This is a genomic window from Streptomyces pseudoechinosporeus (assembly GCF_054783935.1).
In genome coordinates this window covers 45,442-59,969 of the sequence record NZ_BAAGPS010000094.1, presented here as the reverse complement: position 1 = coordinate 59,969, position 14,528 = coordinate 45,442, and the positions used below count along the sequence as shown (strand labels likewise).

Sequence of the window (14,528 nt, the reverse complement as noted above, 5' to 3'; positions counted from 1 at the left end):
CTGCGATGCGCCTCACCTACCGATTGTTCGGTCGTCGGCACATTTTGGCTACAGGCAGCTTCAGGCTGTGGACAAACGGTTCTCCACAGCCTGGGATGGACGCAGTACGTCCATGGTATGGAGGCGGGGGGACATGGCACCTGAACAAATGGCCGAGGAACCGGAGGGCGGCCGCGCCGACACTCCTCCGCGTCCGCTGGACGCCATCGATCAGGACATCCTCCAGATGCTGCGCTCCGACGGCCGCGCCTCGATACGGTCCGTCGCCGAGCGCGTCCATGTGTCCCGGGCCAACGCCTACGCGCGCATCAACCGGCTCATCGAGGACGGCGTGATCCTCGGCTTCGGTGCCCGCATCAACCATGAGCGGGCCGGGAAGGGCGCCGCCGCCTACATCACCCTGAAGATCGTGCAGAACTCCTGGCGCACGGTGCGCGAACAACTACGCGCGCTCCCCGAGGTTGCCCATATCGCCCTGGTCAGCGGGGACTTCGATGTACTGCTCCTGGTGCACACACCGGACAACAGGAATCTGCGCGACCTGGTGCTGACCCGCCTCCAGTCCATCCCGGAGGTGCTCAGCACCCGGACGCTGCTCGTCTTCGAAGAGGAGGACGTGGAGCCGGAGGGCTGACCCCAGCCGTCTCCTTCGCGGCGTGCGGCCCGGATCTCACTCCTCCTTGCGCAGCCCTTCGAAGACCAACCGCACGACGGCGTCGGCGACTTCACGCTCGCCCACACCCCGGCCGTCGGGCCGGTACCACTCGACGAGCGAGTTGATCATCCCGAAGACCAGCCTGGTGGCGAGCCCGAACTCCACGTCCGCGCGGACGTCCCCGTCGGCTGCCGCCGCCTTCATGAGCTCGGCCACCCGGTGATCGAACTCCCGGCGCCGCTCCAGGGCCCAGCGCTCGGTGCCGGTGTTGCCGCGCACCCGGAGCAGGAGCGTCACGTAGGGCAGTTCGGCGGTGAGCACCTCGACCATGCGCCGGGTGACGTACTCGAGTCGCTGCACGGCACGCCCCACGCGCGCGTGCTCCTCGTCGAGGATCCCGAAGAGGCCGTCCAGCGCCCGGCTGACGGCCCGGCGCAGCAGCTCCTCCTTGCCCGCGACGTGGTGGTATATCGACGACTTGGAGATGCCGGCCGCCTTGGAGAGGTGCTCCATGGACGTGCCGTCGTAGCCGCGGTCGTTGAAGACCCGTACGGCGACGGAGAGCAGCGTCTCCGGCGTGTACGTGTCGCGCTTGGCGGTGGTCATGGGGTGCCCTCCCGCTTCTCGGATGCGTACGCATGTCGGTAGAGCGCGAGGGACGGCGCGTACCGCCCGGAGGGATCGCGCAGATGCAGCTCTTCCAGGACGTCGTAGGCCCAGCTCTTGCCGAGCTTGCGGCTCCATTCGAAGGGCCCCAGCGGGTAGTTGACGCCCAGGCGCATCGCCGTGTCGATGTCCTCCTCGGTGGCCACCCCCTTGGTGACCGCGTCGTGCGCCAGGTCGATGATGCGGGCCACGGTGCGGGCGACGATCGAGCCGGGTACGTCCCCGATGACGCTGACGTCCTTGCCGAGCGCCTGGAAGAGCCCGGTGGCCTCGGCGAGGGTCCCCGGCTGGGTGTCCTGCGAGGCGGACAGGGCGATGCGGGTCGCCTTCCGGTAGTCGAGCGCCAGGTCGAAGTAGACGACGTCACGGAACTCGACGGAGGTCTGGCCGTCCGCGAGGGCCAGCTGTCCGCCGCCGGGCAGCACCAGGCGGGTGCCGTGGTCCTCCTCGTCCTCGCGGACCTGGATGCCCGCCTCGCGGATCAGCGGGAGCAGTTCGGCCGCAGGGCCCAGGTCGCCTTCGGCGACGACGTACGCGGGCGGCTGGGCCTTCTCCGCGGTGTGCGGCTCGGGCCGCTCGGCGTCGTCCCCGTACGCGTACCAGCCGCGTCCCGTCTTGCGGCCGTGCCGGCCCGACTCGACGAGCCGCCGCTGGGCGAGCGAGGGCGTGAACCGCACGTCCTGGAAGAAGGCCTCCCACACGGAGCGGGTGACCGATTCGTTGACGTCCTGCCCGATGAGGTCGGTCAGCTCGAAGGCGCCCATCTTGAAACCGCCGGATTCGCGCAGGACGGCGTCGATCGTGGCGGGGTCGGCGGCCTGGGCCTCGTACACCGCGAAGGCCTCGGCGTAGAAGGGCCGCGCGATGCGGTTGACGATGAAGCCGGGGGTGTCGGCGCAGGCGACCGGGGTCTTCCCCCAGGCGCGTGCCGTCTCGTACGCGCGCGTGGCCGACGTGACGTCCGTCGCGAACCCGGAGACGACCTCCACGAGCGGCAGCAGCGGCGCGGGGTTGAAGAAGTGCAGGCCGACGAAGCGGCCGGGGTTGTGCAGGGCGCCGCCGATGGCGGTCACCGACAGGGAGGAAGTGTTGGTGGCGAGCAGGCAGTCGTGTGTGACGATCTCCTCGAGCTCGCGCAGTAGCTGCTGCTTGACGTCGAGCCGCTCCAGGACGGCCTCGACGACGAGATGGGAGTCGGCCAGTTCGGCAAGGCTCTCGGCGGGGCGCAGGCGGGCGCGCGCGGCGTCCCGGTCGGCGCCGGTCAGCCGGTCCTTCTCGACCAGCCGGTCGAGGCGGGCGCCGATGGTCTCGGCCGCGGCCCGGGCCCGGCCGGGGACGGCGTCGTACAGCCGCACGGGGTGGCCCGCGACCAGTGCGACCTGGGCGATGCCCTGGCCCATGGTGCCCGTGCCGACGACGGCCACCGGGTCGGCGAGGTCGAGTGCTGTCATGCTCGCGATCCTCCCGCACGGGGTTTTCCACAGCTTCAGCGGACCCCCTTGTCCCGACCGATCGTTCGGTTACTCTAGCCCTGTCTGCCCATTTGTGCCCAGGTCGCGAGCTCAACGGAGAGCTCTAGAGACGAGGAGTTGGTCCCTGATGGCCGCCGAACTCACCGCGCACCAGCTGATCGCCCAGCACCGGCCCACTCTCGACCAAGCGCTGGAAACGATCCGCACGCGCGCGTACTGGTCCCCGCACCCCGAGCACCCCAAGGCGTATGGCGAGAACGGCAGCCTGGGCATGGCGGAGGGCAAGGCCGCCTTCGATGCCCTCCTGGGCAGCCGCCTCGACCTGGGCCAGCCCGGCACTGACGACTGGGTGGGCGGCGAAGTCTCCCCGTACGGCGTCGAGTTGGGTGTCACGTACCCGCACGCGGACATCGACGTGCTGCTGCCCGCCATGCGCGCGGGTCAGCGGGCCTGGCGTGACGCGGGTGCGGAGATGCGCGCGGTGGTGTGCCTGGAGATCCTCAAGCGGATCAGCGACCGCACGCATGAGTTCGCGCACGCCGTCATGCACACCAGTGGCCAGGCCTTCATGATGGCGTTCCAGGCGGGCGGCCCGCACGCCCAGGACCGCGGACTGGAGGCGGTGGCGTACGCGTATGTGGAGCAGGTCCGCACCCCGGACACCGCGGAGTGGACCAAGCCCCAGGGCAAGCGTGAGCCCCTCGCGCTGAACAAGCAGTTCATGCCGGTGCCGCGCGGCATCGCGCTGCTGATCGGCTGCAACACCTTCCCGACGTGGAACGGCTATCCGGGCCTGTTCGCCTCCCTGGCCACAGGCAACGCGGTCCTGGTGAAGCCCCACCCGCGCGCGGTGCTGCCACTCGCCCTCACCGTGCAGGTCGCGCGCGAGGTGCTCGCCGAGGCGGGCTTCGACCCGAACCTGGTGGCCCTGGCCGCCGAGCGTGACTCGGAAGGCATCGCGAAGACCCTGGCCGTGCGCCCGGAGATCCGGATCATCGACTACACGGGCTCGACGGCGTTCGGCGACTGGCTGGAGGCCAACGCCCGGCAGGCGCAGGTCTACACGGAGAAGGCCGGCGTCAACACGGTGATCGTGGAGTCGACCGACAACTACAAGGGGATGCTGTCGAACCTGGCCTTCTCCTTGTCCCTCTACAGCGGCCAGATGTGCACGACCCCGCAGAACCTGCTGATCCCCCGCGACGGCATCCGTACGGAGGAGGGCCCCAAGTCGTACGACGAGGTGGTCGCCGATCTCGCGAAGTCGGTCGGCGGACTCCTCGGGGACGACGCCCGCGCGAACGCCCTGCTCGGCGCGATCGTGAACCCGGACGTGAAGGCCCGCCTGGAGGCCGCGTCGGGCCTCGGCGAAGTCGCCCTGGCCTCAAGGGAGATCCGCAACCCGGAGTTCCCGGACGCGGTCGTCCGTACACCCGTGATCGTGAAGCTGGACGGCGCCAAGCCCGATGCCGAGGCGGCCTACATGAGCGAGTGCTTCGGGCCGGTGTCCTTCGCGGTCGCGGTCGACTCGGCCGAGGAGGCCGTGGAGCTGCTGCGGCGGACGATCAGGGACAAGGGTGCGATGACCGTCGGCGCGTACACCACCTCCCAGGAGGTCGAGCAGATCGTGCAGGAGGCCTGCCTGGAGGAGTGCGCCCAGCTCTCGCTGAACCTGACCGGCGGGGTGTACGTCAACCAGACGGCGGCCTTCTCGGACTTCCACGGCTCGGGCGGCAACCCGGCGGCGAACGCGGCGCTGTGCGACGGAGCGTTCGTGGCGAACCGCTTCCGGGTGGTGGAGGTGCGTCGGGAGGCGTGAGCCTTCCGGATGCTCAGGCCGGGCGGACGTCAGGGCCGCCCGGCACCGGCCCGCTTCCGGCTCCGCCCCCGGTCGCGCTCCAGTGGAACAGCGTCATGGCCACACTGGTGGCGAGGTTGTAGCTGGAGACCTGGGGGCGCATCGGCAGGGACACCAAGTGGTCGGCGCGGGCGCGCAGTCCGGGCGACAGTCCGCTGCGCTCGGAGCCGAAGGCGAGCAGGGCGTCGTCCGGGAGCTTGAGGCCACGGATGTCCTCGCCCTCCGGGTCGAGGGCGAACACCGGGCCCGGGGGCAGTTCGTGCACGGCGAGCCGCTCCACGGCCGTCGCGAAGTGCAGCCCCGCCCCGCCGCGTACGACGGTGGGATGCCAGGGGTCGAGGGTGCCCGTGGTGACCACACCGGTCGCTCCGAAGCCGGCGGCGAGACGGATCACGGCTCCGGCGTTGCCCAGGTTGCGCGGATTGTCGAGGACTACGACGGGGGTGGGCCGGGGGACGCGGGCCAGCGTCTCCAGGTTGGCCGCACGGGAGGGACGTACCGCCAAAGCGGCCACCGCGGTGGGGTGTGGACGGGAGACGAGGGCTTTGAAGACGTCCTCCGGGACCTCCGCCAGAAGCCCGTCAAGCGTGTCCCGTACGTCCGGGGCCAGTTCCTCGGCCAGCGCGAGGGCGGCCTGCCGGTCGGGGGTGACGGCCACCGGGACCTCGGCGTGGAAGCGTACGGCGTGCTTGAGGGCATGGAAGCCGTCGAGCAGTACGGCGGTGTCGGCGAGCCGGTGCCAGGCGCGTACGGGGTCGTGGTGCGGGGCCGTCATGCGGTGAAGCCTACGTGCGGGTGCTCGGCCTCCTCCGGGGTGCGCTGATCACCCTTGCGGGGTCCCGGCAGCGTAGGGCGGCCGCGCGAAAACAGCCGCACGCGCGCGCGTGCCGCCCGTCCGCCGAGGCGTCGCAGGAAGGACGTCGGCAGGAAGACCGCGTCCGCCGCGATCATGGCGAGCGAGAAGAACGGCAGGCCGAGAACCACGGCGATCACGGCGTGCTCGGTGATCATGGCTGCCAGCAGGATGTTCTTCACCCGCCGGTTGAACAGCGTGAAGGGGAAGGCGACCTGCACGACGACCGTCCCGTACGTCACCAGCATCACCAGCGTGCCGTTCGCGGACAGCAGGTCGGAGAGGGCGGGCCAGGGCGAGAAGTAGTCGAGGTGGAGCGGGTAGTAGACGGCGGTGCCGTCCTGCCAGCGCGAGCCCTGGATCTTGTACCAGCCGGCGGTCGCATAGATCAGGCACGCTTCGGCCATGATCATGAACAGGGCGGCGTTGTGGACGAGATTGGCGACGACGTCCAGGAAGATCCGCGGCTCGGCGGTCCGCGCACGGCGTGAGACGACCCACCACAGGCCCTGCACCGCCCACAGCCCCCAGAAGACCGTCAGCCAGCCGCCCAGGAAGCCGCCGTCGATCCTCCCCGCGAGCGTGGCCGCCGCCAGCAGGAATCCGAGCACGCCCCACAGGGCGGGACCCACCCTGTCCGGGCCGGAACGTTCTCCACGCGCGCGTGCCTCACGCGCGCGACGTTCCCGCCGCTCGTCCAGGGACCACACCTGACCGCAGCGCGTGAACACCAGGTAGATCGCCATCAGATGGATGACGTTGTCGCCGCCGTCGCCCATGAAGACGCTGCGGTTCTGCAGCGAGAGCACGCCGATCATGAAGAGCACCGACATGGCACGGGTGCGCCAGCCCAGCATCAGCAGGGCGCTCGACAGCACGGCCAGTGCGTAGACGATCTCGAACCAGGTCTGGCTGTCGGACCACATCAGGGCCGTGAAGGCGTGGTTGTCCGCGATGAGCTGCTGGGCGAGGTCCCAGCTCCAGGGGCCGTCGGGCCCGTACATGTCCCGGCGGTGCGGGAACTCCCGCAGCAGGAACAGCAGCCAGGTGGCGGCGAAGCCGATGCGTATCACGGCGGTCTGGTACGGGCCGAGCGCCGAACCCGTGACCCAGGCGATGCCGTGCGCGAGTTTCCGGTCGAGGCGGGGTTTGTGGTCGAGGGTGCCGGTGCGGTCGTCGCTGCTCACTGGGCCCCCGCCTCTGTGCCGGCGTCGCGCGTGCCCGCCGCCCTGTCGGTCTCGGTCACCGGCCACCAGGGCAGTTCACGGAAGACGGGCTTGTCGGACACCTGCTCTGTGCTCCACTCCGGAGGCGGCACGTTAGTCGTACGGGAGCGGACCTGGACCTGCTGGACGACCGCGCCCCGGCCGCCCGCCTGCTCACGGTCCAGGCGCAGCACCACGAGGCGGCGCAGATAGCGCTCGGCGAGGGCGCCGCGCAGTCCGTCGGGACGGTTCTCGTTGTCGTGCGTGGCCACATAGAAGTCCCAGGCGCGGCGCAGTGCGTTCTGCTGGGTGTGACTGGGCAGCAGATTGCCGTCGATGGCCGCGCCGTCCAGCGCCGAGAGGTCGTACCAGCGGGTCATCCGTATGCCGCCGTCCGCGGCCCGCACCTCGGCGCGGACCTGGACCGCGATGTTCTGCTGCAGCGGGTTGGGGGCGAAGAGCTTCCAGTTCTGCTCGAACTCGGGATAGACCCACTCGTCGATCGCCTGTCCATGCTGCTTGGTGACCGTGTTCGAGGGCGCGACGTGCAGAAACATCGTGCCGAAGTGCACACAGGCGGCGACCGTGACGACGGCGAGGGCCAGGGCGACGGCGATCTGGTAGCGGAGGGAAAGGACGGCTATTCCGGTGGGGGGAGGGGGCGCGGGGTCGTTCGGTGGGTGAAAGTCGGCAGCGGCGGGCTCGGGCTCGTCCGGCAGCTCGTGCCGGGGGTTCGAGCCCTCGTCGTACGCGTCCATTCCGCCCCGTTTCCCGATGTCCGCCAGATTCCTGTCGCCGGCCGGCGAGGTGCCGTACCGCCCGCGGGGTGCCGCGCCGCGACGTTCGCACCGGCACGGTACTTAAGGCCGCCCGCCCGGCACAGCCCCAACGAACACAGCGGCCATGACCGTGACGTTGTCCACAGCGGGTTATCCACAGCGGTTGACACCTTAGGGCCCTCGTCCCACCATTGAATCGGACGAACCGAACGATCGGTCGGTAGCTTGATCTAGGTCGAGGGGGACCACATGGCGACAGCAGCCGAGCACCGCACCGCCCGCGCACAGGCGGACGGGACGGCGGACGAGGCCGCGCGGACAGCGGCGTACGAGGCTGTCTTCGACGCCGCCGTGGCCGCCGACGACCGCATCGAGCCGCGCGACTGGATGCCTGACGCCTACCGCTCGACACTGGTCCGGCAGATCGCGCAGCACGCCCACTCCGAGATCATCGGCATGCAGCCGGAGGCCAACTGGATCACGCGCGCGCCCTCCCTGCGCCGCAAGGCGATCCTGATGGCCAAGGTCCAGGACGAGGCCGGCCACGGGCTCTACCTCTACAGCGCGGCGGAAACACTCGGCACCAGCCGGGAGGAGCTGCTCGACAAGCTGCACACCGGCCGCCAGAAGTACTCGTCGATCTTCAACTACCCGACGCTGACATGGGCGGACGTAGGCGCCATCGGCTGGCTGGTGGACGGCGCCGCGATCACCAACCAAGTGCCCCTGTGCCGCTGCTCTTACGGGCCGTACGCGCGCGCGATGGTGCGCATCTGCAAGGAGGAGTCCTTCCACCAGCGCCAGGGATACGAGCTGCTGCTGGCCCTCAGCCGCGGCACGCCGGAGCAGCACGAGATGGCGCAGGACGCGGTGAACCGCTGGTGGTGGCCCTCGCTGATGATGTTCGGCCCGCCCGACGACGAGTCCGCGCACTCCGCGCAGTCGATGGCCTGGAAGATCAAGCGGCACTCGAACGACGAACTGCGCCAGCGCTTCGTGGACATCTGCGTCCCCCAGGCCGAGTCCCTCGGACTCACGCTCCCCGACCCGGAGTTGAAGTGGAACGAGGAGCGGGGGCACCACGACTTCGGAGCGATCGACTGGACGGAGTTCCGGGAGGTCCTCAGGGGCAACGGCCCGTGCAACGAACAGCGGATAACGCAGCGCAGGCAAGCGCACGAAGAAGGCGCATGGGTACGGGAAGCGGCCGCGGCATACGCCGGCAAACACGCCGCGGGCAACGGGGAGGCGCGAGCATGACCACCAACGACTGGCCCCTGTGGGAGGTCTTCGTGCGCTCGCGCCGCGGACTCTCGCACACCCACGCCGGCAGCCTGCACGCACCGGACGCCGAGCTGGCGCTGCGCAACGCCCGCGATCTGTACACCCGGCGCGGCGAGGGCGTCTCCATCTGGGTCGTCCCCTCCGCCGCGATCACGGCGTCCTCACCGGACGAGAAGGACCCCTTCTTCGAACCGGCCGCCGACAAGCCGTACCGCCATCCGACGTTCTACGACATCCCGGAAGGAGTGAAGCACCTGTGACGGTCACCGCCGGTTCCGCAGCCGCCCTCGCCCTCGGCGACGACGCCCTGGTGCTGTCGCACCGGCTGGGGGAGTGGGCGGGCAAGGCGCCCGTCCTCGAAGAGGAAGTGGCCCTCGCCAACATCGCCCTCGACCTGCTGGGCCAGGCGCGGGTGCTCCTGTCGATGGCCGGCGACGAGGACGAGCTGGCGTATCTCCGCGAGGAGCGCGCCTTCTGCAACCTCCAGCTGGTCGAGCAGCCGAACGGCGACTTCGCCCACACGATCGCCCGCCAGCTGTACTTCTCCACCTACCAGCGGCTGCTGTACGCGGAACTGGCCACCTCAGAGAGCGAGTTCGCCCCGCTCGCGGCCAAGGCCGTCAAGGAGGTCGCCTACCACCAGGACCACGCCGAGCAGTGGACGCTGCGACTGGGCGACGGCACGGCCGAGAGCCATCAGCGGATGCGACGGGCGTGCGAGGCGCTGTGGCGGTACACCGGTGAGATGTTCCAGCCGGTCGAGGGGGTGGACGTCAACTGGGCGACTCTGGAGACCAGTTGGCTGAAGTCCGTCTCCGCCGTCCTGCGCCGGGCGACCCTCGACGTTCCGGAGGGACCGCGGTCCGGGGCGTGGACCGCGGGCGCCGGACGCCAGGGGCTGCACACCGAACCCTTCGGACGGATGCTCGCCGAGATGCAGCATCTGCACCGCAGTCACCCGGGGGCGTCATGGTGACCAGGACGACGCCCATCGAAGAGAAGGCGACTCTCCTCGAAGAGGAGACGACCGTCCTCGAAGAGGAGCTGCGCAGGCTCGCCGGTTCCGTGCCCGATCCCGAGTTGCCCGTCCTCACCCTGGAGGAGCTGGGCGTGCTCCGCGCGGTCCACATCCGTGGGGCCGGCTCGGTCGAGGTCGAACTGACGCCCACCTACACCGGCTGCCCGGCCGTCGAGGCCATGTCGGCGGACATCGAGAGGGTGCTGCACGAGCACGGGGTGCTGGAAGTGACCGTCCAGACCGTGCTCTCCCCTGCCTGGACGACGGACGACATCTCGGACGAAGGACGCCGCAAGCTGCAGGAGTTCGGGATAGCGCCGCCGCGTACACAGCGGGCGACAGGGCCGGTTCCGATATCGCTCGGCCCGACGCGGACGGCCGCGCACACTCCGGGCAGGGTGGCCGACGCCCCACCGGATACGGGCCCGGAGGCGGACCCCGTGCGCTGTCCGCACTGCGGCTGTGCCGACACCGAACTGCTCAGCCGCTTCTCGTCCACCGCGTGCAAGGCGCTGCGGCGCTGTCTGTCCTGCCGTGAACCGTTCGACCACTTCAAGGAGTTGTGATGGCCCGCTTCCACACGCTCCCGGTGGCCGCGGTCGACCGGCTCACCGACGACTCCGTCGCTCTGACCTTCGCGGTGCCGCCGGAGCTGCGCGAGGAGTACCGGTACGCGCCGGGCCAGCACCTGGCGCTGCGGCACACGATCGACGGCGCGGAGATACGGCGTACGTACTCGATCTGCTCGCCGGCGCCCGTCCCCGCGGAGGGCGACGGCCCCCGGACGCTGCGGGTCGGGGTGCGGCTGGTCGAGGGCGGGGCCTTCTCGGCGTACGCCCTCAAGGAGATCGGTGTAGGCGACGAGCTGGAGGTGATGACGCCGGCCGGCCGCTTCACACTCGAACCGGCGCCCGGGCTGTATGCGGCGGTGGTCGGCGGCAGTGGCATCACCCCCGTGCTGTCGATCGTCACGACGCTGCTGGCTCGGGAGCCCGAGGCGCGGTTCTGCCTCATACGCAGCGACCGTACGTCCGCCTCGACGATGTTCCTGGAGGAGGTCGCCGATCTGAAGGACCGCTTTCCGGAGCGGTTCCAGCTGGTGACGGCGCTCTCCCGGGAGGAGCAGCAGGCCGGTCTGCCCTCCGGGCGGCTCGACCGGGAGCGGCTCACGGGGCTGCTTCCGGCGCTGCTGCCCATCGACGCGGTCGCGGGCTGGTTTCTGTGCGGGCCGTTCGGGCTGGTGCAGGGGGCAGAGCGGGCGTTGCGCGATCTCGGGGTGGCGCGGAGCCGTATCCATGAGGAGATCTTCCATGTGGACGACGGGGCCACACCGGCTGCCACCGTGCCGACTCCCGCGCACAGCACGGTGACCGCGCGGCTCGACGGGCGCGCGGGCACCTGGCCGGTGCGGGACGGCGAGCCGCTCCTGGAGACGGTGCTGCGCAACCGCCCTGACGCGCCGTACGCCTGCCGGGGCGGGGTGTGCGGAACCTGTCGGGCGTTCCTGGTCTCCGGCGAGGTCCGGATGGACCGCAACTTCGCGCTGGAGCCGGAGGAGACGGAAGCGGGGTATGTGCTGGCGTGCCAGTCCCATCCGGCCACGGAGAGGGTGGAGTTGGACTTCGACCGGTGACCTTTGGCCCGTGAGCTTCGGCGGGTGAAGGTTCGCTCGCCGACGGCTCCCTTCCTGTCGCGCCGTTCCCTTTTCGTAGAACCTGTTCTACCTTGACGCTCCGTCAGATCCATCGTCGGTCCATCAGATCCGTCCGATGGATCAGGTACGTGGGAGGACAGGCTGTGGACTTCACCTTCAGCGAGGAGCAGCAGGCGGCCGTGGAGGCGGCGAAGGCGGTGTTCGCCGGGGTAGCGCCGGACGGGGTGCCCTCACCCGCGCTCACCGCGGGCGCCGTCGCGGACGACTTCGACCGGGCGCTGTGGGCCAAGCTCGCCGACGCCGACCTGCTGAGCCTGCTGCTCGACGCGCGCTATGGCGGGGCAGGCTTGGACGCCATCGCGCTGTGCCTGGTGCTGCGCGAGTCAGCGAAGGTGCTCGCGCGGGTGCCGCTGCTGGAGAGCAGTGCGGCGGCGCTTGCCGTGCAGACGTACGGCGGTGAGGAGTTGAAGGCGGAGCTGTTGGCGAGGGCCGGGCGGGGCGAGGTGGTGCTGACCGTCGCCGCGAACGGCCGTACCGGACACGACGGTGCCGAACTGGCCGTCACCGCACACCGGGAAGGCGACGCGTGGGTGCTGGACGGGGCGCAGACAGCGGTGCCCTGGGCGTACAACGCGGACTTCGTCGTGGTGCCCGCGCTGAGCACCGGTTCGGGCCGCGCCGTGCTCGCCCTCGTGCCGCGCGTCCACGAAGGCGCCGTACTCGCCGAGCAGTTCTCCACGACGGGTGAACGGCTCGGCGAACTCCGGCTGGACTCCGTACGCCTCGCCGCCCGTGACGTCATCGACGCCGACGGCGCCTGGGAATCACTGCGGGATCTGCTCGCCACCGGAACGTGTGCGCTGGCGCTCGGCCTCGGCGAGGGCGTCCTCGGGATGACGAGTGAATACACCAGCAAGCGGGAGCAGTTCGGGTTCCCGGTCGCCACGTTCCAGGCGGTGGCCGTGCAGGCCGCCGACCGCTATATCGACCTGCGCGCCATGGAGGCGACCCTCTGGCAGGCTGCATGGCGGATCAGCACGGGGGCAGGCGGGGCGCTGCCCGCGTCCGGCGACATCGCCGTGGCCAAGGTCTGGGCCTCCGAGGGCGTACGACGCGTCGTGCAGACCGCGCAACATCTGCACGGAGGCTTCGGCGCCGACACCGACTACCCGCTGCACCGCTACCACGCCTGGGCCAAGCACCTGGAGCTCTCCCTCGGCCCGGCAGCAGCCCATGAGGAGACGCTGGGGGATCTGCTGGCGGCGCATGCGCTGGGGTGAGCGGCGGAGTGCGGCACGTAGCCGCTGGAGTCGCTGAGGACCAGGCGCCTCACGGGGGGCCGTGGGTGACGCGCTGAGCGGACTTGCTGAAGTACGGTGCGGCACCGCGCCCCTTCAGAGGCGCGGTGCTGTATCAATGTGCGGCTGCGCCGCGACGGGGATCCCCCTCGAGCGAAGCCGAGAGTGGAGGAGAAGCCGAGAGTGGGGGAACGACCAGCCACAACGGACCCGCAGCTTCAAACCGCATCCCCAGCGGAGCGCTAAAGCACGAAGCCCGGCTGACCCTTGTCGTCGACCACGGGGCGGCCGGTGGCTGCCCAGACCTGCATACCGCCGTCGACGTTCACCGCGTCGATGCCCTGCTGGACGAGGTACATCGCGACCTGCGCGGAACGGCTGCCCGAGCGGCAGATCACATGGATCCTGCCATCCTGCGGCGCCGCCTCGGTCAACTCGCCGTAGCGCGCCACGAATTCACTGATGGGGATGTGCAGCGCCCCCGCCGCGTGACCGGCCTGCCACTCATCGTCCTCCCGGACGTCCAGCAGAAAGTCTCCGTCCGCGAGATCCCCGACCTCGACCGTGGGCACACCAGCTCCGAAATGCATACCCCCGACGCTACCCGACTCACCCACCACCTGCGGCCGGCCCATCCACCGTGCGGCTCCACAGCCCGGCGAAGCTAGCCGAGCAACTCCGCCAGCTCCGCCTCGCGCTCGTTCACCTGCGTCAGCAGCTGCTCGGCGATCTCCTCCAGCAGCCGGTCGGGGTCGTCCGGGGCCAGCTTGAGCATCGAGCCGATCGCGCTCTCCTCCAGGTCGCGGGCCACGATGCTGAGCAGTTCCTTGCGCTGGGCCAGCCATTCGAGGCGGACGTAGAGCTCCTCGCTGCGGCTCGGACGCCATTCTTTGGGTACGGGCCCGGCGGCCCACTCCTCGGACAGCTCCTGGAGCAGGGCCTCGTCTCCGCGGGCGTACGCGGCGTTGACCCGGGCGATGAACTCGTCGCGCCGTCGGCGCTCGGCGTCGTCCTGCGCCAGGTCGGGGTGCGCCTTGCGGACCAGTTCGCGGTAGAGCTTGCGGGCCTCGTCGCTCGGGCGCACGCGCTGCGGTGGCCGTACCGGCTGCTCGGTCAGCATGGCCGAGGCCTCCGGGGACAGCCCGTCCGAGTCGAGCCAGCCGTGGAACAGCTCCTCGACCCCCGGCATCGGCATGACCCTGGCCCGCGCCTCCTGCGCCTTGCGCATGTCCTCCGGGTCGCCGGTGCGGGCGGCCCGGGCCTCGGCGATCTGCGCGTCCAGTTCGTCGAGCCGCGCGTACATCGGCCCGAGCCTCTGGTGGTGCAACCGGGAGAAGTTCTCCACCTCGACGCGGAAGGTCTCCACCGCGATCTCGTACTCGATCAACGCCTGCTCGGCCGCACGCACGGCCCGCTCCAGCCGCTCCTCCGGCCGCACCTGCTCCTCACCGGAACCTTCGCTGGTGGAATCCTCGCCGGCGGTACCCTCATCGGCCGATGCCTTGTCCCCAGCCGTCGCCTCGTCCCCGGCCGGCGGAGCATCATCCGCCGACGGCTCCGGAGCCCCTTCCTCAACAGGCGGCTCGGACTGGGACTGCTCAGCTTCCGGGGTCATCACCCACCCAGCCTAGGTCACGAGCCGACCGCCCACCGGAGCACCCGTGCACGGGATCCTGAGCTGCCCGGCTCATCAAAGGCCTTGGTCTGCTGCGCAAGTGAGTGTTGGAGTCCCGGTCCGCCGGACAGGCCCGAGGGGGCTCCCCCTCCCCTCCCCCCGCCCGTCCCT

15 protein-coding genes are annotated in these 14,528 nt (G+C 70.4%); 8 read left to right on the top strand and 7 right to left on the bottom strand.

Going from position 1 to position 14,528, the window contains the following annotated elements; translation table 11 throughout:
- The first annotated feature begins 148 nt into the window (after nucleotides 1-148).
- The gene (locus ACYVO6_RS48765) at nucleotides 149-634 is read left to right on the top strand and encodes an Lrp/AsnC family transcriptional regulator (protein ID WP_461073589.1); all 486 of its coding nucleotides are present in this window, start codon (nucleotides 149-151) and stop codon (nucleotides 632-634) included.
- 36 nt (nucleotides 635-670) lie between these two features.
- Here ACYVO6_RS48765 and ACYVO6_RS48760 read toward each other — a convergent pair whose 3' ends face one another.
- Nucleotides 671-1,261 carry a TetR/AcrR family transcriptional regulator gene (locus ACYVO6_RS48760; RefSeq protein ID WP_461073366.1) on the bottom strand — a complete coding sequence of 197 codons (591 nt, stop codon included), beginning with the start codon at nucleotides 1,259-1,261 and terminating at the stop codon, nucleotides 671-673.
- Entirely contained in the window at nucleotides 1,258-2,772 is a 1,515-nt protein-coding gene (locus ACYVO6_RS48755) for a 3-hydroxyacyl-CoA dehydrogenase (protein WP_461073364.1), read from the bottom strand. The genes ACYVO6_RS48760 and ACYVO6_RS48755 overlap by 4 nt, the downstream gene beginning before the upstream one ends.
- Before the next feature lie 148 nt (nucleotides 2,773-2,920).
- Between ACYVO6_RS48755 and paaN the strand changes: the two genes are divergently transcribed.
- Nucleotides 2,921-4,612: a phenylacetic acid degradation protein PaaN gene (gene paaN / locus ACYVO6_RS48750; protein ID WP_461073362.1), complete on the top strand. Its 1,692-nt coding sequence runs from the start codon at nucleotides 2,921-2,923 to the stop codon at nucleotides 4,610-4,612.
- A 13-nt stretch (nucleotides 4,613-4,625) separates the two neighbouring features.
- Here the strand turns inward: paaN and ACYVO6_RS48745 are convergent, their stop codons facing one another.
- From ACYVO6_RS48745 to ACYVO6_RS48735, 3 genes are all read right to left on the bottom strand, one after another.
- Nucleotides 4,626-5,426 (bottom strand): TrmH family RNA methyltransferase, encoded by an 801-nt coding sequence (locus ACYVO6_RS48745; protein ID WP_461073360.1) that lies wholly within the window; start codon nucleotides 5,424-5,426, stop codon nucleotides 4,626-4,628.
- Complete coding sequence (locus ACYVO6_RS48740; protein WP_461073587.1) at nucleotides 5,423-6,622, bottom strand: HTTM domain-containing protein; 1,200 nt, start codon at nucleotides 6,620-6,622, stop codon at nucleotides 5,423-5,425. The genes ACYVO6_RS48745 and ACYVO6_RS48740 overlap by 4 nt, the downstream gene beginning before the upstream one ends.
- Nucleotides 6,623-6,687: 65 nt before the next feature.
- Complete coding sequence (locus ACYVO6_RS48735) at nucleotides 6,688-7,467, bottom strand: DUF5819 family protein (protein WP_461073358.1); 780 nt, start codon at nucleotides 7,465-7,467, stop codon at nucleotides 6,688-6,690.
- Nucleotides 7,468-7,737: 270 nt separating this feature from the next.
- Between ACYVO6_RS48735 and paaA the strand changes: the two genes are divergently transcribed.
- The 6 genes from paaA (at nucleotide 7,738) to ACYVO6_RS48705 (ending at nucleotide 12,724) form a co-directional block, all read left to right on the top strand.
- Complete coding sequence (paaA, locus tag ACYVO6_RS48730; RefSeq protein WP_461073356.1) at nucleotides 7,738-8,748, top strand: 1,2-phenylacetyl-CoA epoxidase subunit PaaA; 1,011 nt, start codon at nucleotides 7,738-7,740, stop codon at nucleotides 8,746-8,748.
- Nucleotides 8,745-9,032 (top strand): 1,2-phenylacetyl-CoA epoxidase subunit PaaB, encoded by a 288-nt coding sequence (paaB, locus tag ACYVO6_RS48725; protein ID WP_033320367.1) that lies wholly within the window; start codon nucleotides 8,745-8,747, stop codon nucleotides 9,030-9,032. Before paaA ends, paaB begins: the two co-directional genes overlap by 4 nt.
- Nucleotides 9,029-9,748, top strand: coding sequence for a 1,2-phenylacetyl-CoA epoxidase subunit PaaC (gene paaC, locus ACYVO6_RS48720; RefSeq protein ID WP_461073354.1), 720 nt, complete (start codon nucleotides 9,029-9,031; stop codon nucleotides 9,746-9,748). The genes paaB and paaC overlap by 4 nt, the downstream gene beginning before the upstream one ends.
- Complete coding sequence (paaD, locus tag ACYVO6_RS48715; protein WP_461073352.1) at nucleotides 9,742-10,356, top strand: 1,2-phenylacetyl-CoA epoxidase subunit PaaD; 615 nt, start codon at nucleotides 9,742-9,744, stop codon at nucleotides 10,354-10,356. The genes paaC and paaD overlap by 7 nt, the downstream gene beginning before the upstream one ends.
- Nucleotides 10,356-11,423, top strand: a complete 1,068-nt coding sequence (locus tag ACYVO6_RS48710) for a 2Fe-2S iron-sulfur cluster-binding protein (protein ID WP_461073350.1) — start codon at nucleotides 10,356-10,358, stop codon at nucleotides 11,421-11,423. Before paaD ends, ACYVO6_RS48710 begins: the two co-directional genes overlap by 1 nt.
- Before the next feature lie 164 nt (nucleotides 11,424-11,587).
- Nucleotides 11,588-12,724 (top strand): acyl-CoA dehydrogenase family protein, encoded by a 1,137-nt coding sequence (locus ACYVO6_RS48705; RefSeq protein ID WP_461073348.1) that lies wholly within the window; start codon nucleotides 11,588-11,590, stop codon nucleotides 12,722-12,724.
- Nucleotides 12,725-12,984: 260 nt separating this feature from the next.
- Here ACYVO6_RS48705 and ACYVO6_RS48700 read toward each other — a convergent pair whose 3' ends face one another.
- On the bottom strand, nucleotides 12,985-13,314 hold the full coding sequence (locus tag ACYVO6_RS48700) for a rhodanese-like domain-containing protein (protein ID WP_461073585.1): 330 nt from the start codon (nucleotides 13,312-13,314) through the stop codon (nucleotides 12,985-12,987).
- Nucleotides 13,315-13,406: 92 nt separating this feature from the next.
- Nucleotides 13,407-14,360 (bottom strand): J domain-containing protein, encoded by a 954-nt coding sequence (locus ACYVO6_RS48695; RefSeq protein WP_461073346.1) that lies wholly within the window; start codon nucleotides 14,358-14,360, stop codon nucleotides 13,407-13,409.
- Nucleotides 14,361-14,528: the final 168 nt, after the last annotated feature.